The following is a 19,346-nucleotide window of genomic DNA, read 5'->3' on the forward strand; positions in this document are numbered from 1 at the left end:
GCGGCATAATCAGGGACGATGATGACTGACACGATGGCTCCCGAACTTCCCCAAGGCCTGGCCTGGCTCAATGCGCCCGGTGGCAGCCTGCACGAGCAGCGTGGCCGGATCGTGGCCTTGGCGTTCGTCAACGCCGCCTCGGCCTGGTGCGGGCAACGGCTGGCCGAACTGGCGCTGCTGCAGTCGCGCTATCTGGGCCGGCTGCAGACGCTGGTCATCAGCGTGCCGCGGTTCGACAGCGAACGGGTACCGCAGCGCGTGCTCAAGCAGCTACGCCGCCAGGGGGTGCGGTTTCCGATTGCGCATGACAGCGACTGGCAGGCGTGGCAGCAATACGGCATCACCGCCTGGCCGACGGTGCTGCTGATCGATGCCGAAGGCCAGGTGCGGCATCGACTGGTGGGTGTCGATGGCCTGCCGGAACTGGAACGTGGCGTGGCCGCCTTGTGTGACGGCCTGCAGCCGGCCACCGATGACGACATGCGGATTCCGCGCGAAGCCAATCCCGAGCCACGCCTGCCGCTGCTGTTCCCGTCCGGCCTGGTCGCCACCGCCGAGCGCCTGTTCGTGGCCGACAGCGGCCATCACCGCGTGCTCGAATGCACCCACGCTGGCCGCGTCATCCGCCAGTTCGGCATGGGCGCGGCCGATTTCATCGACGGCGACCTTGGCCAGGCGGCCTTCAACAACCCGCAGGGCCTGGCCCTGGCGCGCGAATCGCTGTATGTCGCCGACGCCGGCAACCACGCGCTGCGCCGGATCAACCTGCCGACCCGGATGGTCGATACCCTGTGCGGCAATGGCCGTGCCGGGCGTCCGACCGAGGGCGTGGTCAATCATCCGCGCGATGTCGCCCTCAACCAGCCGTTGGCGGTGGCCGAGGTCAACAACCAGGTCTATCTGGCGATGTCGGGCGACAACAGCATCTGGAGCTATGGGCTGGGCAACCGGGAGTTGCGCCATCGCGCCGGCGCCGGTGCGCTGGACGTTCGCGACGGCCATGCCAGGCTGGCCGCCTTCGCCCAGCCGGTGTCGCTGGCGCCGGTGCAACAGGTGCTGTATGTCTGCGACGCGCTGGGCTCGGCGATCCGCTGCCTGCAGTTGAACAGTGACACCGTGCAGACGGTCACCGGCAAGGGGCCGTGGGAATTCGGCGCCCAGGATGGTCCGCGTGAATCGGCGCGGCTGCAGCACCCGCAGGGCATCGCCTTGCAGCCGGGGTCGCCGCAGATGTGGATCGCCGACACCGGCAATGGCAGCCTGCGCAGCCTGCGCCTGGGCGGTGGCGAGCTGAAGACCATCGAACTGCCACGACCGCTGCATTCACCGACCGGACTGGCAGTGGCCGCCGGTGCGGTGTGGATTGCCGAAACCGATGCCCATGCCATCGTCCGTTACGATATTGCCAGTGGCGAACTGAGTCATGTCCCCATCGAAGAATAATGAGTGGTACCCGAAACCCGCCTGCTGAGCAGCTTCCGCAATTTGACGGCAAGGCGTTCGCCGCCAGCCTGAGCACCGCGCCTGGCGTCTATCGCATGTACGCGGCCGATGACAGCCTGCTGTACGTCGGCAAGGCCAGTGCGCTGCGCAAGCGCGTGGCCAGCTATTTCAGCAACAGCCCGAAGTCGCCGCGGACGCTGTCGATGCTTTCGCAGGTCGCGCGCATGGATGTCACCGTGACCCGCACCGAGGCCGAGGCGCTGCTGCTGGAAAACCAGCTGATCAAGTCGCTGATGCCGCGCTACAACGTGCTGCTGCGCGACGACAAGAGTTTCCCGTATGTGTTGCTGACCCGCGAGCAATGGCCGCGGATAGCCTTCCATCGCGGCCCGCGCGCGGTGCCCGGGCGCTATTTCGGCCCGTATCCCAGTGCCTGGGCGGTGCGCGAAACCCTCAACCTGATGCAGAAGCTGTTCAAGATCCGTAATTGCGAGGACAGCGTGTTCCGCAACCGGACCCGGCCGTGCCTGCAATACCAGATCGGCCGCTGCACCGCGCCGTGCGTGGATCTGGTCGGTGCCGATCAATATGCCGAATCGGTGCGCCAGGCCGGGCTGTTGCTGGAGGGCCGCAGCGACGAACTGACCACCGAACTCAGCGACCGGATGGAAGCGGCCAGCGCCGCGCTGGAGTTCGAGGAAGCCGCGCGCCTGCGCGATCTGGTCTCGCTGATCCGGACCCTGCAGTCGCGCCAGTACGTCGATGGCCACGCCGCCGACCTGGACGTGCTGGCCTGCGCGATGCAGGGCAGTACCGCCTGCGTGCTGCTGCTGGCGTTCCGTGATGGTCGCAACCTGGGTACGCGGACGTTTTTCCCCAAGACCAACGGCGAGGAAAGCGCCGAGGAAGTGCTGGGCGCGTTTGTCTCGCAGTACTACATCGAACAGACGCCGCCACGTGAAATCATCATGGACCGGGAAATCCCCGACAGCCAGTTGATTGAAGCAGCGCTGGCCGAATCGGCCGGGCGCAAGGTGCAACTGAAGTGGAACGTGCGCAGCGAGCGTGCCGGCTATCTGGAGCTGGCCCGCCGCAACGCCGAGATCGCACTGGTCAGCGAAGTCACCAGCCGCAGTGCCCAGACCGCGCGCAGCGAAGCCCTGCAGCAGTTGCTGGGCCTGCCAGAGCCGGCCAGGCGGATCGAGTGCTTCGACATCAGCCACACCATGGGCGAGGCCACGGTTGCCTCGTGCGTGGTGTTCGACGCCGCCGGACCGGTGCGCTCGCAGTACCGCCGCTTCAATATCACCGGCATCACGCCGGGTGATGACTATGCGGCCATGCACCAGGCCATCGAACGCCGGTTCCGCCGCGCGGTGGAGGAACATACTGATGACAAGCCGGGCGTGTTACCCGACGTGCTGCTGATAGACGGCGGTGCCGGGCAGCTAGCCCAGGCCAAGGCGGCTTTGGCCGACCTCGGCGTCACCAGCGTGGTGCTGGTCGGCGTGGCCAAGGGCGAGGAGCGCAGGGCAGGGCACGAGGCGCTGGTAATGGAGGACGGCCGCGAAGTGCGTCCTGGCGCGGCTTCACCGGCCTTGCAGCTGGTGCAGCAAGTGCGAGATGAGGCACACAGGTTCGCGATCACCGGCCACCGTGGCAAGCGCCAGAAGGCGCGCATGACCAGCAAGCTGGAGGATATCCCCGGCATCGGCCCGCGTAGACGCGCCAGCCTGCTCAGGCATTTTGGCGGCCTGGCCGGCCTGAAAGCGGCCGGTGTCGATGAAATCGCCCGCGTGGACGGCGTCAATGCCGCGCTCGCCGAGCGGATCTACGCTAACCTGCACGGGCTGCCCACCCCCACCGCTGGAAGCGAGTAATCCCTGATGAAGTTGACGGTCCCCACCTGGCTCACCCTGCTGCGTATCGTGCTGATACCGGTACTGGTGCTGGTGTTCTACCTCCCGTACAAGTGGACCAATCTGGCCGCCGCGGTCGTGTTCGTGCTGGCGGCGGTGACCGACTGGCTGGACGGCTGGATTGCCCGCCGCTACCACCAGTACTCGGCATTTGGTGCATTCCTGGACCCGGTGGCCGACAAACTGATGGTGGCGGTATCGCTGTTCCTGATCGTGCAGGACAATCCGACCATCTGGATGACCATCTGGGCGGCGGTGATCGTCGGCCGCGAAATCGCGGTATCGGCGCTGCGCGAATGGATGGCTGAACTCGGCCAGCGCGCCACCGTCAAGGTCGCCAGCATCGGCAAGATCAAGACCATCGTGCAGATGGTGGCACTGGGCTGCCTGCTGTATTCAGCCACGCCCGGTATAATGACCCGCCAGGAAATCTGGCTGGGTGACTGGATCTTCCATATTGGCGACTGGTTGCTGGCGGTAGCGGCAATCCTGACCCTGTGGTCCGGCATCCAATATCTGATTGCAGCGTGGCCCACGTTGCAGGCGGATGAGAAAAAAGCAGTTGACAGTTCCAGAGATGCCGCTAAAATTTCGCATCTCACGACGCGGGAATAGCTCAGTTGGTAGAGCACGACCTTGCCAAGGTCGGGGTCGAGGGTTCGAGTCCCTTTTCCCGCTCCAGACATTGCGAGTCCTTCGCAGAAACCGGCCACTGAAGTCCGGATTCGAAAAAGGTTTCGCGAACATGCCCCCTCGCGGGGGTTTTGTTTTTCAAGCGCCTGCAAGGGCGTGGACGCCAGGGCAACTGCCAGGGCGGCCGAACACCGGCCTGGTGGCAGAGTGGTTATGCAGCGGCCTGCAAAGCCGCGTACGCCGGTTCAATTCCGACCCAGGCCTCCAAAATTCAATGCGGGAATAGCTCAGTTGGTAGAGCACGACCTTGCCAAGGTCGGGGTCGAGGGTTCGAGTCCCTTTTCCCGCTCCAGTTTGCAAGCCTCGGTGGCCACTCCAGTGGCAGCGGCGGTTGAATCAAGATGGCAATTGCGCGACGCTTGCGCAACGACCTCGTCGGCCTGGTGGCAGAGTGGTCATGCAGCGGCCTGCAAAGCCGCGTACGCCGGTTCAATTCCGACCCAGGCCTCCAACGATTTGGTGTCATGTACACTTCAGGCCCGCGTAGCTTTACGCGGGCTTTGTTTTGTCCGGCGCGGCTTTGCAATCGGCGGCGCATCAGGCAGGCTATCGTCACGCCCGGGTGGCGAAATTGGTAGACGCATCAGACTTAAAATCTGCCGGCCGCAAGGCCGTACCGGTTCGATTCCGGTCCCGGGCACCACTTCACCGAGCGCAATGCCAGTCACTGGCAGACGACCGCTCCACAAACAGCGAGGAACGCGATGAGTCGCTACCTAGCCTACGCGCTCAGCCTGCTGCTGACCGCAATTTCCCTGGCACTGTGCTTGCAATGGCCGCAGTGGGGGTGGGGCGTGGCCCTGTTCGGCAGCATCGCCGCGCTGGGTACCTGGGATGTCTTGCAGAAGCGCAGCACCTTGCGTCGCAACTATCCGGTGCTGGCGCATTTCCGCTACGGGCTGGAATCGGTCGGCCCGGAAATCCGCCAGTACTTCATCGAAGGTGATCTGGCCGAAGTGCCTTTCTCGCGCCAGCAGCGCTCGCTGGTCTACCAGCGCGCCAAAGGGGTGATGGACGTGGTCCCGTTCGGCAGCCAGCGTGACATGTACGGGCTGCAGTACGAATGGATCAACCATTCGATGGTGCCGACCAGCGTCGATTCGCATGACTTCCGCATCCGCATCGGCAGCCAGTCCTCGCAGCCGTATTCGGCCAGCGTGTTCAATATCTCGGCGATGAGTTTTGGTGCGTTGTCGGCTAACGCCATCCGCGCCCTCAACGCCGGCGCACGCCGCGGCAACTTCTTCCACGACACTGGCGAGGGTTCGATCTCGCCGTACCACCGCGAGAACGGTGGCGATCTGGTCTGGGAAATCGGCTCCGGTTACTTTGGCTGCCGCGACGAACACGGCAAGTTCGACGAGCAGCGCTTCCAGCAGAACGCGCAGCTGGAACAGGTCAGGATGATCGAGATCAAGCTGTCGCAGGGTGCCAAGCCCGGTCACGGCGGGGTGCTGCCGGCGGCCAAGGTCAGCGAGGAAATCGCCCTGACCCGCGGCGTGCCGGCCGGCCGCGACTGCGTGTCGCCGTCGCAGCACTCGGCGTTCTCGACCCCGATCGAACTGCTGCAGTTCGTTGCCCGCCTGCGCGAGCTGTCCGGCGGCAAACCCACCGGTTTCAAGCTCGCCATCGGCCATCCGTGGGAATGGTTCGCCATTGCCAAGGCCATGCATGAAACCGGCCTGTTGCCCGACTTCATCGTCGTCGACGGCGCCGAAGGCGGCACTGGCGCGGCGCCGGCCGAGTTCATCGATCACGTCGGCGTGCCGATGCACGAAGGCCTGCTGCTGGTCCACAACACCCTGGTCGGGCTGGATCTGCGCGACAGGATCAGCCTGGGCGCGGCTGGCCACATCACCAGTGCGTTCGACATCGCCCGGACCATGGCGCTGGGCGCGGACTGGTGCAACGCGGCCCGCGGCTTCATGTTCTCGATTGGCTGCATCCAGGCCCAGAGTTGCCACAACGACCGTTGTCCGACCGGCGTCGCCACCCAGGACCCGAAACGCTGGAAGAAGCTCGATGTGGCCGACAAATCGGTGCGGGTCGAGAACTTCCACAACCACACCCTGATGGCGCTGCGCGACCTGCTGTGCGCGGCCGGGCTGGGACACCCGCAGCAACTGGGGCCGGAACACATCCTGCGCCGGGTCTCGCATACCGAAGTGCGCTCGCTGGCGGCGCTGTACCGGTTCCTCAAGCGTGGCGAACTGCTCGAAAGCACCCCCCAACACGCGGTATTCCGCGATTTCTGGGCATCATCCAGCAGCGCCTCGTTCAAGGCGCCGGCCAAGGTCAGCGAATTGTGGGCCAGCAAATACGCCTGATGCGACCGCCGCAAGCCCCAGTTGGCCTGCGCAGGCCGGCCAGCTGGCAAAAACCGTTGACCCGGACACCGCCTCCCCGTTACCATTTGCGGCCCGATTATTCGGGCGGTTAGCTCAGCGGTAGAGCACTGCCTTCACACGGCAGGGGTCACAAGTTCGAACCTTGTACCGCCCACCAATTAAAACAACGGGTGACGCCGTTTTTAATTGCTTCCACGGTTTGAGTGTGGAAGATGTATGGAAAACGCCCCTCAATCGGGGCGTTTTTTTTGGGGATGTTGGCTCTGCGAGAGGTGCAGCGGTCCCTTGCGGGGCCAGCAATGCGGAGCCGGTGTGCAGGGCTGACCCGTGATCGATGCGGTGTCGGTCATGGTGAGCGGAAGTGCCGCCCGGTCGGCCTTCGCCCGCGGCAGTAGTATTCGAGCTGCCTAGCCCCGGCGAAGAGATCGCACCCTCATTGAAAGGGGCGCGGAGGGGGAGTAGCGTTGGTGGCCGGCAAGAAGCGGGGCATAAGGATGTCGGGGGAGCAAGGCGTACCAGAGCAGGCAGCAGTCGAGCTAGCGCGGTTGGCCTATGGAGATATTGTCCAGCCATCGGCAAAGCGCATCGGTGAAGCATTGAGCGCTGTGATGAAAGTCGCACTGACCCCTGTTGCACTGCTTGACTGGGGTTATGAACAATCAAAGGACTGGCTGGCGCGCAAAGTCGAAGAGCGGCTAAAGCAGATTCCTGATGCTGAAATCGTCGCACCACCACTGTCGATTGCTATTCCCGTGGTCAATCACATCGCCATGTCAGTAGACAGTCCGAGTCATCGTGAGCTGTATGCCGAGCTTCTGCTCAAGTCTTTGGACTCGAGAACTCAAAATTCAGTTCACCCGTCCTATGTGTACGTCATCGAGCAGCTATCTCCCGTAGAAGCAAAGCTACTCCAACTGTTAAACGACTCGACTGCATCAGTTTTGTTTACTGAAACGTGGAGTGAGTACGGTAATAACGGCACCCTGCCTCTCGAGACGCAGCTCGAACGCTTTGCTGAAGAGCACGAGCTGCCGTCTCCTGATCGTGCCGCCATTTGGCTCGATAACCTGCTGAGGCTTCGTTTGCTCGCCGTCGACGATTGGACTGAAAGCGAGCTGCGAGAAAGCGGGCACAACAGGTACGGTGATTTTCCCGCAACGATCGAGACGCAGACGTCGCGACAGCTGACATTTACGGCGTATGGCGGGGAGTTCATTCGCGCTTGTTCCCCTCGGCGCTGAGTGGGTCGTTACTGCGGCTATACGCCGGCCAAGACGGAGCTTTGGCGTGCAACATACGCCAGCGTGGTCAGCGGGGTGTAAAGATGAGTTCATGACCGCATTTGTGTCATTCCGTGAGCCGGCCATCGATAGGATGGCGTGCGGAGGCGCGCCGCCATGTCGGAAGAGTTCAAGTGGTCACCCCTCAATCCGGGCTACCCGGGGCAGGAGGTGCTTTACAAGCTGGGTATCTCACCCGTCGCCCGTCTGATCGATCGAATCGGGGGCATGTGGTTTGCGCTGCTGGACTACCCCCTACCCGATACGAAGCAGGTCCGCGATTGCACGAGCTACGAAGCTGGTCGGCGCGGCGTCGAACTCTGGGCAGCAAGGTACGCCGACCGGCTGAGGACTGAAATTGCGGATCAGCACGAAGCATGGCTAAAAAGCCAACCATGGCGACCCGGTGCGCGGATTAGAGTCGGAGCCAGCGAGGTAACTGCTGGACTGGGTGCCGCCGAAGGGACGCTGACGTTCCCGTCTGACGAGCAGGGCTAGCTGGGCTGCCGGATGGGGCCCAAGCGCAAAAGTTCCCGTCACAGATCTGAGGTCATCCGGAGCACTGATCAAGTCGCCAAACGAGGTCGACCAGCCCTTGAACTCTGAAGCCTGGATACCTTGCTCCGAGCTCATGACATGAGCCGCTGAGGCACTTTCTGCCAGTGGACGTTCAAGCAACTAAGGCTAGCTGGGCCGCGAAGCGGTATCAGCTAGACGAACGGCGAGTCAGAACGGCGGAAACACGGCTACCGTGCGAACATCAGTTATCGCGAATGGCTGGACGGTGAACTGCTATTCTCCCAAGTACCGGCTGTGTGCATTAGGTTCACTGATGATCGCCGGTGCGCGGAACGTGGCCGTTATGAGCGCGCCGCCGCTACTCATGGCGTTTAGGCCGCTGGCGAACATCGCTGCAACCTTTGAATCTGGAGTCCAACAGAATCCTATCGAGCCAGCCGAAAGCCTGTCTTGATTCTCGCCCCGGAAAAGCGTGACTGGTTCGCCCCTGTAGGGCTGTAGGACGTATCGTAAGAACTGAGTCAGAAGACGGTCGTCAGCAACCTGCTCTCGGATCCGATCCGATGCCCACCCTCTATCCAGTAGGTTTCGAAAGCTACTCAGGAGCGATTGCACGATTGCGAGTTCAGTGCCCAATTACACGGGCTATGCGACCAGCCCACGACGTCACACCGAACACGGCACGCACCCAGGTGCGGACGAGCTTAAGCGCCGCGAGTACTCAGCCGGGGTAGCCAAGCGGTTGCCTTACAGGAACAGGTGCACTGGCGGTGGTACAGCACGGCTTAGCTCGAAGAACTCAATCATCGATATCCCCTTTGGGGCGTACGTGCTGTGCTGCCATTCAATGGGGCGATTCCCCGTTGAGCCCCCCGACTGCTGGCGAAGTTCGTATACGAATGGACCTCCTTCACCGTCGACAGTGACCAGCTGAGGCACATCCTCGCGGGTCTCGTGTGTCCCATTAAGCGGGCCACCAACAAATGTCACGATCATGGGCTTCTCCAGAGTGCGCTTCCGCGCGGTGATGGGATATTGGCACACACTTGGCCGCGAACTCTAAGGCGAGAACTTTGCTTGCCCGATGAGAATCGGTCACTTAAAGAATACACTAAGGTGAAACAAGGGTGGGCTATGACACTCGAAGAAATTGTTCAGTCCGCAACTTTCACTGCGTTGCTAGGAAAGAATGGGGTTCTATCCCGCTAACACGGACACTTCGAAGAAGCCTCATCACAGGGCAGGGGGAGTGTTATGGCACAGCGAAGGAAGTTCAGCGAAGAGTTCAAGCGTGAAGCAGTCGGACTAATACGGCTTCCCTGCGCCAACGTCAGCCAGATTGCTCAGGATTTGGGGGTGGGAGCCAATTTGTTGTGGCGATGGCGCCGCGAGCTGGATAAGCATTGCAAGAAGTCTTTCGTAGGCGCCGGTGTTGCGCGTGACGAGGAGATCCTGGCCCTCAAGCGGCAGTCGGCGCGAGTGACCAAGGCACGGGATTTTTTGCGCGATGCGGCGGCGTTCTTCGCCAAGGAATCGTCCTGAGGTACGAGGCGATCCGGCGCCACCGCGATCAGTACCCGATCCGGCTGATGTGCCGGTGCCTGAAGCTGTCGTCCAGCGGATCCCACGACTGGTGCAGGCGTCAGTCCAGTTCGCGCGCACGCGACAATATGCGATTTCTGGAGAAGATCCGTGGGCACCACGCGGCCAGCGATGGCGTCATGGGTGCACCGCGGATGCACGAGACGTTGGGCTACGAAGACGAGACCGTCGGCCTCAACCGGGTGGCTCGGCCGATGACGGCTGGTGGACTGGCTGGTGTGCCGTAGCGGCGACGCTGGCGGTACAAGCCTTCAGGCGTTCGCCCGGCCTTTGTGCGCAACCATCTGTCCCGCGACTTCACCGCCAACGAGCCCAACACCAAGTGGGTCGTGGACATTACTTACATCCGCAGAGGGGAAGGCTGGCTGTATCTGTGCGCGGTGCTTGACTTGTACTCGGGCAAGGTCGTTGGCTGGTCGATGGCGCCAGTGCAAGACCGGCACTTGGTGCTGAAGGCGGTGATGATGGCGTGCTGGCAACGGCCGGGTCGCAGCGAGGTGATCTTGCACTCGGATCGCGGCACGCAGTTCACCAGCGCCGAATACCAGCAGTTCCTGAAAGACAACCACATCGTCAACAGCATGAGCGACGTGGGTCACTGCGCCGACAACGCGGCAGCGGAAGGCTTCTTCGGCAAGCTCAAACGCGAGCGGGTCCATCGGCGACGCTACCTGTCGCTGGCAGAAGCCAGGACCGATGTGTTCGACGACATCGAGCGGTTCCACAACCCGCTAATCCAGCGAAGACTTGATGCTGAGGATGAGGCCTTTAGGCTCTTAACCCAATCATCCGTGGAAACGGGGTGGAACCCCAAGTTCCAACCTTGTCCCGCCCACCAGTTGCAACAAGCCCGGCCAGTCCGGGCTTTTTCATGTCTGTCTCCCACACGTAGAGCGCAGCTTGCTGCGCTGGACAATACAAATCGCATGGCGGGCTGAAGGCAGCGGAGCAAGCTCCGCTCTACCAGTGCATCAAGCAGCGCGTCGTTTACCTGGTGACGATATTGACCAGCACCGAGCGGCTCTGGCCCATCACTTCGACTGACTTGGCGGTCTTGATTTTGGCGTCGCCCTGGACGTGGCCGATAGCCGGTGGACGGCCATCGACGACGATCATCACCTGGTTCAGATCATCGGGCAGTTCGGCACCGGTGACCTTGGCGTATTTGATGACCAGTGATTCGACGCTGGCGCCCTTGAGGTCCTTGCCGGCGTAGGTGATTTTCTTGCCGCCGGCGATGGCGAGGCCGGCGAAGGCGACGAGTGCCAGGGCGAGCAGGAGTCGTTTCATTGTCGTTCCTTGATGGGTGCGGGCGGATGCATGCCGGGTCAGGCACGGACATCGTTCCGATATGGTGCCAAGGAAATACAGGGCAGGGAAGGCCACGCGGCCCGCGCTAAGCCAAGCATTCCTGGGCTCCTTGCCCGTTGCACCCGGAATTGCCCCCATCCCAACCTTCCCCCGCGCGCAGGGGAAGGGGCAGATCGACAAGGAAATACGGGGCAGGGAAGGCCACGTGGCCCGCGTCAAGCCAGGCATTCCCGGGCTCCTCGCCCGTAGCACCCGGAATTGCCCCCATCCCAACCTTCCCCCGCGCGCGGGGGAAGGGGCCTGGCCAGTTTTTTCGATTTCGCCGGCCTGCAAACCTTCCCCCGCGCGCAGGGGAAGGGGCAGAACGGCATGGTCCGGGCAAGCGGAGCGCGCAGCCGCGAGCACTGTCTCACCGGTTGCGACGCGGTTGCGCTCAGATGGCCGCTGTTGCCGAAGATGCCGACTACCATGCCCCGACCTGCGTTGTTGCCTTTTACTGCCGCCAGCAGCGAGCTGGACGTGGCGGATCAGTCCACCTCACCGTTGCCACGGGTGGCGGTTGGCAGCAGCCAGCTGACCGCGCGGCTGGCGCGTAAATATGGCGACCGGATCACCGGTCAGTTCAGCGTGCCGGGACGGGAAGGACGCTTCAGCGATCTGCCGGACGATCTGCCCGAGCCACTGAAAACGGCGCTGCGCCAGCGCGGCATCGAGCAGTTGTATTCGCACCAGGCCGAGGCCTGGCAGCGCGCCCGCAACCGCGAGCACGTGGCGGTGGTCACCCCGACCGCGTCCGGCAAGTCGCTGTGCTACACCCTGCCGGTGGTCGCGGCGGCGTTGCAGGACGGGGCCAAGGCGCTGTACCTGTTTCCGACCAAGGCGCTGGCGCAGGACCAGGTCAGTGAACTGCTGGAGATCAACGCCGCTGGCGAACTCGGGGTCAAGGCGTTCACCTTCGATGGCGATACCCCCGGCGATGCGCGTCAGGCAATCCGCCTGCACGGCGACATCGTGGTCAGCAATCCGGACATGCTGCACCAGGCCATCCTGCCGCACCACACCAAGTGGGCGCAGTTCTTTGAAAACCTGCGCTATGTGGTCATCGACGAAGTGCATACCTACCGGGGGGTGTTCGGCTCGCACGTGGCCAACGTGCTGCGCCGGCTGAAGCGGGTATGCGCGTTCTATGGCGTCAGCCCGCAGTTCATCCTGTGCTCGGCGACCATCGGCAATCCCAAGGATCACGCCGAGGCGTTGATCGAGGCCGAAGTCAGCGCGATCACCGAATCCGGCGCACCCAGCGGCGAGAAGCAGGTGCTGCTGTGGAACCCGCCGGTGGTCAATCCGGACCTGGGCCTGCGCGCGTCGGCGCGTTCGCAGAGCAACCGCATCGCCCGGCTGGCGATCAAGGCCGGGTTGAAGACGCTGGTGTTCGCGCAGTCGCGGACCATGGTCGAAGTGCTGACCAAGTACCTCAAGGATGTGTTCGATCATGATCCGCGCAAGCGCCCGCGCATCCGTGCCTATCGCGGTGGCTATCTGCCCAGTGAGCGTCGCCAGGCCGAACGCGATATGCGTGCCGGCCAGATTGACGGCATCGTCTCGACCTCGGCGCTGGAACTGGGGGTGGATATCGGCAGCCTGGACTGCGTGGTGCTGAATGGCTATCCGGGCTCGATTTCCGCCACCTGGCAGCGCTTCGGCCGCGCCGGCCGGCGCCAGCAGGCGGCGCTGGGGGTGCTGGTCGCGAGCTCGCAACCGTTGGACCAGTACATCGTGCGGCATCCGGAGTTCTTCGCCGACAGCCCGCCCGAACACGCCCGGATTGCGCCGGACCAGCCGATGATCCTGCTCGATCACATCCGCTGTTCGGCGTTCGAACTGCCGTTCCTGAAAGGCGAACGTTACGGACCGGTGGATCCGGCGCCATTCCTGGAACTACTGGCCGAAGACAACGTCGTCCATGGCGAAGGCGAGCGCTACGAATGGATTGCCGACAGCTATCCGGCCAACGCGGTCAGCCTGCGCGCGGTAGCCGATGGCAACTTCGTGGTGGTGGATCGCAGCGATGGCCGCCAGACCATCATCGCCGAGGTCGATTTCAGCTCGGCGCCGTTGATGCTGTACGAAGGTGCGATCCACATGGTGCAGTCGACCCCGTACCAGGTCGAGCGGCTGGACTGGGAAGGCCGCAAGGCCTACGTCACCCGTACCCATGTCGATTACTACACCGACGCCATCGACTACACCAGGCTCAAGGTGCTGGAACGGTTCGACGGCTGCCAGGCCGGGGTCGGCACTTGCCATCACGGTGAAGTGCATGTGGTCCGGCGGGTCGCCGGCTACAAGAAGATCCGTTACTACACGCACGAGAACATCGGCTATGGCCCGGTCAATCTGCCGGATCAGGAAATGCATACCACCAGTGTCTGGTGGCAATTGCCACCGCGGGTGTTGCAGGGCGCATTCACCTCGCGCCAGCATGCGCTGGATGGATTCCTCGGCGCGGCCAACGCTCTGCATATCGCCGCGCTGGTGTCGGTGATGGCCGAAGGGCGCGATCTGCAGAAGGCGGTCGGTGACGGCGATGGCGCCTGGTTCGCGCTGGCCGACGGCAACGGCCGTGGCCAGATCCGCGGCGGCGACAGCCAGCTGCTGAGTGCGGGGCAGGGCGATCATTTCGTACCGACGCTCTATCTGTACGACAACTACCCCGGCGGCATCGGCCTGAGCGAACCACTGTGGCACCGCCAGCACGAGTTGCTGGCACGCGCCCATCAGCTGGTCCAGAGCTGCGCCTGCCGCGCTGGGTGCCCGGCCTGCGTCGGCCCGATCCTGGCGGCCGAGGAACACGCCGAAGCGGCCACGCCCAAGCAACTGGCCAACCAGGTACTGGGATTGTTGCTGGACGCATGAGCATCAGCCTGGAAAAACTGAAGCGGTTGAAGCAGCAGGCCGGCGTCGCGGCCACGCCCACGTCGGCGCAGGATACCCGGCAACAGGTGGCGCGCCTGCGCAGTCTGCTGCGGGTACGCCACGCCGCGCAGGCACCGCCCCGTCAGGCGGACGCCAGCCAGCGCGGGTTGCCCGGCGAGGAAATCGCCGATGGCTTGCGACTGCTGCAGACCTGGCTGCCGTGGTCGCCATTGCCGCCGCAACTGGATGGCGGATTTGCCGGCGACAAGGCCTTGCAGGGGCGCGCCATCGACACCGGCGAGCTGATGTTTTTCGATACCGAAACCACCGGGCTGGCCGGCGGCACCGGCACCCGTGCGTTCATGATCGGCGCATCGGATTTCCATGCCGGCGGACTGCGCGTGCGGCAACTGCTGATGACCCGGATGGCGGCCGAAAGCGATCTGCTGGATACCTTCGCCAGCTGGCTGACGACACAGACGCGATTGATCAGCTACAACGGGCGTTGCTACGACGCGCCGCTGCTCAACACCCGCTACCGCCTGGCCCGCAAGCACAGCCCGTTGCCGGCGCTGGCGCATCTGGATCTGCTGTTCCCGACCCGCAAACGCTATCGCGGGGTCTGGGAAAACTGCCGGCTGGCGACCATCGAGCGGCAGGCGCTGGGCATCCTGCGCGAAGACGATCTGCCCGGTTCGGAAGCGCCGGCGGCGTGGCTGGGTTACCTGCGCGGCGGCTCTTCGGAACTGCTGAATCGCGTGATCGCGCACAACCTGCAGGACGTGGTCACCCTGGCTCATCTGCTGCAACACCTGGCCCGGCTGGGCGCACCGCAACCGCTGGCCTGCGCAGGAATGTGAAGCACTGCCCAGATCGCGCAAGTCGGGTTCAAGAATGTGCAAGCCAGGCCGACAACCCGGTCAGCGTTGTTGCGTGCTGATGGTGGCCGGCGACGACTTTTCATAACCAGCTGGTTCAAGGGGAAGTGTCTTGCGAATTCTTTACGTGGGCGAGGTGGGCTGCCTGCCCGCCGATCTGGGCGACTACCTGGGCGACATGGGCGACGAGTGGAAGGTGGAAATGGTTGCCGATGGCAATGCCGCCATCTTCGCGGTAGCCAATTCGCCGATCGACGTGGTCATCACCGGACCGACGCTGCCGGACCTGCCGCCGTCGACCCTGCTCGGACAGATCCGCACGCTGCGCCCGGAGACCATCCGCATCGCGCTGATGGAAGGTGTCGACAGTGGCTCGGCACCGCCGGTCAAGCTGATCGGTGTGGCACATCGTTTCCTGCCGTTGCCGCTGGCCTCGGAAACCGTGCTGGAAGCGATCCACAGCCTGGAAGAACTGCGCGACCTGCTGGACAGCCCGCGCCTGCGCCGCACCATCGGCCGGGTCGAACACCTGCCATCACCGCCTCACCTGTATTTCGCCCTGACCCGCGCACTGGAAGACGATGAAGGCAGCAGCCATGACATCGCCAAGATGGTTGCCGCGGATCCGGCAATCGCCGCCAAGGTGCTGCAACTGTGCAACTCGGCGTACTTCTCCAATGGCCGCGCTATCACCGACCTGCGGGCGGCGGTGACGCGACTGGGCCTGGCCACGCTGCGCGACCTGGTGCTGGCCAGCGAAGTGTTCTCGATCAAGACCGGCAGCCATGTCGATCGTGCGGCGCTGCAGAGCAGGGCGTTGCTGGCGTCGCGGCTGGCGGCCAAGATCCTGCCGCATACCAGTTCCGAACTGGGCGCGACCGCGGCCCTGCTGGCCGACATCGGGCTGTTGTTGCCGGGCGTGCGCAACGAGCGCGATGCCGTGGTCAGTGGCGCGCAGCCGGACGAACGTCCCGGCCATACCGAAGCCGGTGCCTACCTGCTGGGTCTGTGGGGCCTGCCGATGCCGATCGTCGAAGCGGTGGCGTTCCATCGCCAGCCGCAGCGTTCCAGCCTGCGCAGTTTCTGGGTGCCGGGTGCCGTCCACGTGGCCGGCGCGCTGGCCAGCAACGAGCCGGTCGACGAAGCCTATCTGTCCTCGCTGGGCGTGCTGCACCAGCTGCCGATGTGGCGCGAAATGGCCGAGTCGATGTCGGACCGGCTGATGGCGGCCTGAACCGCTACCTGCGCAGCAGCGCAGGCTCGGCTGCACGGAAGCCGTGATTGTCGCGTTCTGAACGAGCGCGGCTTGAGGCGCGGGACGGCCGGCACCGTATGCGTGCCGGCCTCAGCCCATCATCTTGAACAGCGACATCGACTGCATCTGCATGAAGATGGTCTGCGCTGCCTGCAACGAGGTGTTTTCCAGGTTGTAGCGGCCGATGGCTTCGGCCCAGTCCAGATCACGCAATGACGACAGCGTGCCCTTGAGGGTGACGCTGTTGGCTTCGCGCAGGCTGGCGGCGGTGTCGATGGCGGCCAGCTGCGCGCCGCCGCTGGCGCGCGCGTCGATCATCTTTTCCTGCGCGGTGCCGATGTCGCGCAGTGCGCTTTGCAGGCTGTTCTGCATCGCGGTGCGCTGGGCGTCGGTGGTTGGATTGCTTGCCAGCGTATCGATGAGGTTCTGCACCGTGCTGAAGATGTCGCGTGTGCCGGCCGGGCCGATTTCGAAACGGTCACCTGCTGCTGGCTGGCCCTGCAACGTCAATTGCAGGCCGCCGATACTGATGCCATCGCCGGCTGTGTAACTGCCGGTCGCCACGATCGTATTGGCGGCGTCGCGGATCTCGTAGCTGTCGGCGGCGGTGAAGGCAATCTGGTAACGCTGGCCGTTCCAGGCACCGGTATCGGTAGCGGCGAAATCCATCAGCAGTCCGGTGCCGGTATTGGCGGCGTCGGCGTGGCCATCGACACGGCCGTCGCCGGTGGCCATGCGCAGGAACACTTCGCTGCCCGGCAGGGTATCGGAAACGAACATGTCCGGCGCCACCTCGACCTGGCGCTGGGTCTGGTCGCCGCTGTAGACCACGCCGCCGCCGGACAGGGCAAACGGGGCGCTGCCGTCGCTGGTGCCGCCAAACAGATAACGGCCACTGCCGTCGGTGCTGTTGGCCAGATCCAGCAGTCCGGCCTTGATCGCTTTCAGTTCGGTGCTGATCGCCTGGCGGCTGTCATCGCCGTAGGCTGAATTGTTGGCCTGCAGGGTCAGCTCGTGGATGCGCGCCATGGCCGAACCGACGCTGGTCAGGGCGTTTTCCTGCAGGCCCAGGCGGTTCTGGACGCCATTGGCGTTGGCGCCGAAGCGTTCCAGTTGCGCCAGCGAGCGGTCCAGCCCGACCGCGGTGCCAGCCGCCACCGGATCATCCTTGGCGGTGACCAGTCGCTGTCCGCTGGAGAGTTGCTGCTGGGTATGGGCCAGCTTGGCCTGCTTGCCGAGCAGGGTGCTGACCGACTGCTGGTACATCATGCTGGTGGAAATACGGTTATTCATCGGCGCACCGCACTGAGCAGGGTCTGGAAGGTGTTGTCGGCGGCGGAGACGATCTGCGCGGCCGCCTGGTAGGCCTGTTGCAGGCGCATCAGATCGGCGGCTTCCTCATCCAGATTGACCCCGGACACACTGTCGCGCGCCGCCTGCGCCTGATCCTGGATGGCCTGTTGCGCTTCGGCCGAATAGTCCGCCTGGCGTGCCGCCGAACCGACCATCGTGGTCAAGCCGCCAATCGCACCGTTCAGCGTCAACGAGCCGCCATTGAGGATGCGCGCATCGTCCAGCGCCGCCAGCGCCAACGCGTTGCCGTTGTCGCTGGAGTTGGCGCCGGTCGCGCTGATGGTGAAGCTGTCGCCCGCCGCGGGCGCGGCATCCAGAGTGATGCTCCAGCCGTTGTAGCTGATGCTCTGGCCGGCGCTGTAGGCAAACGGGCCGGCACCGTCGATGGTGTACTGGCCGGCATCGAGGAATTCGATATCGACGCTGTCGCGCAGACTGGGGTTGCTGGCATCGTTGACAGCGAGGCCGGACAGCTTGCCTGAGCCGGTGTTGCCCAGCCCGGCGCTGCTCCTGACCGGCGTGGCGGCGGCAATCCGCGCCGGGTCGGTGATTGCCACGCTGATGGCGCCGGCGGCGCCGGCACTGGGTTGCAGCAGGAAACGATCATTGGTGGCCGGCGTGCCCGACGCCAGCACCAGGCTGACGCCATTGACCTGCCAGGGATCGGTGGCGGTACCACTGCCACTCAATGCAATCGCCGCGCCGGTGTCCGGATTGCTGGCCTGCCACGCGCTGCCGTCGTAGCGCAGCAGAACGTTGCCACCGGTGAAGCTGGCAAGATCGGCGACGCTGGCCTGGACCACCGCACTGCCGCTGTTGCCGGCATGGGCGGCCACCCTCGGAGCGGGGATGTTGAACAGGTCGGCGCCCATCTGCCCGTACTGATCGACACCGGCCTTGTGGCCGGTATTGAAGGTCTGCGCCATCGACACTGCGATCCGGCCCAGCTCGGCCAGGGCAGGATCGAGCACCGTGCTGCGGAATTCCAGCAGGCCGCCCATCTGTCCGCCCATCGCGCGCTGGTCCAGGTTGACCCGCTGGCCGCTGGTTTCCAGTGCCAGCTGCAGCCGATCAGGCCGATACGGATCGGTGGTGGTGACCAGCTTGCTGGCCGCGGTGCCGACCACCAGTGGCTGGCCACCGGCGGTGAACACATTGAGCTGGCCGCCGTCCTGGGCAATTGCATTGCCGCCGGTAAAGCCGACCAGTTGGCTGACCAGATAGTCGCGCCGGTCCAGCAGATCGCCGGAGGCATGCGCGCTGTTGCTGCCAATCCTGCCGTTGAGCTGGGCGATTTCGGTGGCCAGCCGGTTGACCTCACTGACCCCGGCGACCAGCCCCTGGTTGACCTCGCCATCCAGCGAATCCAGATGCGAGTCGAGTTGCCGGAAGCGGGTGGCCAGCGCATTGGCCTGCGCCAGCATGCTTTCGCGATCCGCCGAACCGGCGGCGTTGGACGACAACGCACTGACCGAATCGAAAAAGCCCGACCACGGCGCGCTGATGCCGGTTGCGGTTTCCGAGAACAGCACGTCGATGCGGCTGGACATCACCGACAGTTGCTGCAGCCGGCTCAGCTCGCCGGTGCTGTCGAGCAGCCGCGAGGTCGCCAGCGAATCGGCCATTCGCCGGACATCGGTGATCTGCACGCCATTGCCCTGGTAGCCGTAACCGAAGTAGGTGCCATCGCGGGCGGCGAACTCGGTGCGCTGGCGTGAATAGCCGGGCGTATTGAGGTTGGCGACATTGTGGCTGACCGTGGACAGGGCACGCTGGAAGGCCAGGAGTGCGCTGCTGCCGGTGGCGAGAAGGTTGGACATGGCGGTTCC

At 64.2% G+C, this 19,346-nt stretch carries 12 protein-coding genes, 6 tRNA genes and 1 pseudogene; 16 read left to right on the forward strand and 3 right to left on the reverse strand.

The genetic code is table 11. The features are described 5' to 3' along the window. Positions 1-21: 21 nt before the first annotated feature. The 13 genes and pseudogenes from ABB29_RS03975 to ABB29_RS04045 all read left to right on the forward strand — a co-directional run. Positions 22-1,443, forward strand: a complete 1,422-nt coding sequence (locus ABB29_RS03975; protein ID WP_057657533.1) for a redoxin domain-containing protein — start codon at positions 22-24, stop codon at positions 1,441-1,443. Beyond that, positions 1,443-3,323: an excinuclease ABC subunit UvrC gene (gene uvrC, locus ABB29_RS03980; protein ID WP_057657322.1), complete on the forward strand. Its 1,881-nt coding sequence runs from the start codon at positions 1,443-1,445 to the stop codon at positions 3,321-3,323. The genes ABB29_RS03975 and uvrC overlap by 1 nt, the downstream gene beginning before the upstream one ends. Positions 3,324-3,329: 6 nt before the next feature. Then, complete coding sequence (gene pgsA, locus ABB29_RS16035; RefSeq protein WP_083487451.1) at positions 3,330-3,977, forward strand: CDP-diacylglycerol--glycerol-3-phosphate 3-phosphatidyltransferase; 648 nt, start codon at positions 3,330-3,332, stop codon at positions 3,975-3,977. Then, positions 3,968-4,043 (forward strand) — tRNA-Gly (locus ABB29_RS03990). Before pgsA ends, ABB29_RS03990 begins: the two co-directional genes overlap by 10 nt. Before the next feature lie 145 nt (positions 4,044-4,188). After that, positions 4,189-4,262 (forward strand) — tRNA-Cys (locus ABB29_RS03995). A gap of 9 nt (positions 4,263-4,271) precedes the next feature. Then, positions 4,272-4,347: transfer RNA gene (locus ABB29_RS04000), tRNA-Gly, on the forward strand. An 85-nt stretch (positions 4,348-4,432) separates the two neighbouring features. Further along, positions 4,433-4,506 (forward strand) — tRNA-Cys (locus ABB29_RS04005). Positions 4,507-4,611: 105 nt separating this feature from the next. Continuing rightward, positions 4,612-4,698 (forward strand) — tRNA-Leu (locus tag ABB29_RS04010). A 61-nt stretch (positions 4,699-4,759) separates the two neighbouring features. Further along, positions 4,760-6,382, forward strand: a complete 1,623-nt coding sequence (locus tag ABB29_RS04015; protein WP_057657324.1) for an FMN-binding glutamate synthase family protein — start codon at positions 4,760-4,762, stop codon at positions 6,380-6,382. 103 nt (positions 6,383-6,485) lie between these two features. Continuing rightward, positions 6,486-6,560: transfer RNA gene (locus ABB29_RS04020), tRNA-Val, on the forward strand. Between the two features lie 310 nt (positions 6,561-6,870). Beyond that, positions 6,871-7,644: an Abi-alpha family protein gene (locus ABB29_RS04025; protein ID WP_157062485.1), complete on the forward strand. Its 774-nt coding sequence runs from the start codon at positions 6,871-6,873 to the stop codon at positions 7,642-7,644. Positions 7,645-7,800: 156 nt separating this feature from the next. Then, complete coding sequence (locus ABB29_RS04030; protein ID WP_057657326.1) at positions 7,801-8,181, forward strand: hypothetical protein; 381 nt, start codon at positions 7,801-7,803, stop codon at positions 8,179-8,181. 1,275 nt (positions 8,182-9,456) lie between these two features. Continuing rightward, positions 9,457-10,607 (forward strand): annotated as a pseudogene (locus ABB29_RS04045) (IS3 family transposase); the annotation flags it as partial. A 184-nt stretch (positions 10,608-10,791) separates the two neighbouring features. Here the strand turns inward: ABB29_RS04045 and ABB29_RS04050 are convergent. Beyond that, positions 10,792-11,094, reverse strand: coding sequence for a hypothetical protein (locus ABB29_RS04050; RefSeq protein WP_057657329.1), 303 nt, complete (start codon positions 11,092-11,094; stop codon positions 10,792-10,794). 489 nt (positions 11,095-11,583) lie between these two features. Between ABB29_RS04050 and ABB29_RS04055 the strand changes: the two genes are divergently transcribed. The 3 genes from ABB29_RS04055 to ABB29_RS04065 all read left to right on the forward strand — a co-directional run bounded on the left by ABB29_RS04055 (position 11,584) and on the right by ABB29_RS04065 (position 16,143). Then, positions 11,584-14,031: a DEAD/DEAH box helicase gene (locus ABB29_RS04055; protein ID WP_083487453.1), complete on the forward strand. Its 2,448-nt coding sequence runs from the start codon at positions 11,584-11,586 to the stop codon at positions 14,029-14,031. Then, a complete protein-coding gene (locus ABB29_RS04060; RefSeq protein WP_057657330.1) occupies positions 14,028-14,891 on the forward strand; it encodes a ribonuclease H-like domain-containing protein in 864 nt (287 codons plus the stop codon). The genes ABB29_RS04055 and ABB29_RS04060 overlap by 4 nt, the downstream gene beginning before the upstream one ends. Before the next feature lie 130 nt (positions 14,892-15,021). Continuing rightward, positions 15,022-16,143, forward strand: coding sequence for an HDOD domain-containing protein (locus ABB29_RS04065; protein ID WP_057657331.1), 1,122 nt, complete (start codon positions 15,022-15,024; stop codon positions 16,141-16,143). A 111-nt stretch (positions 16,144-16,254) separates the two neighbouring features. Here ABB29_RS04065 and flgL read toward each other — a convergent pair whose 3' ends face one another. Then, on the reverse strand, positions 16,255-17,457 hold the full coding sequence (flgL, locus tag ABB29_RS04070; protein WP_057657332.1) for a flagellar hook-associated protein FlgL: 1,203 nt from the start codon (positions 17,455-17,457) through the stop codon (positions 16,255-16,257). After that, the gene (gene flgK / locus ABB29_RS04075; protein WP_057657333.1) at positions 17,454-19,337 is read right to left on the reverse strand and encodes a flagellar hook-associated protein FlgK; all 1,884 of its coding nucleotides are present in this window, start codon (positions 19,335-19,337) and stop codon (positions 17,454-17,456) included. The genes flgL and flgK overlap by 4 nt, the downstream gene beginning before the upstream one ends. Positions 19,338-19,346 lie beyond the last annotated feature (9 nt).

It is taken from the genome of Pseudoxanthomonas dokdonensis, from assembly GCF_001431405.1.
Classification (GTDB): domain Bacteria; phylum Pseudomonadota; class Gammaproteobacteria; order Xanthomonadales; family Xanthomonadaceae; genus Pseudoxanthomonas_A; species Pseudoxanthomonas_A dokdonensis.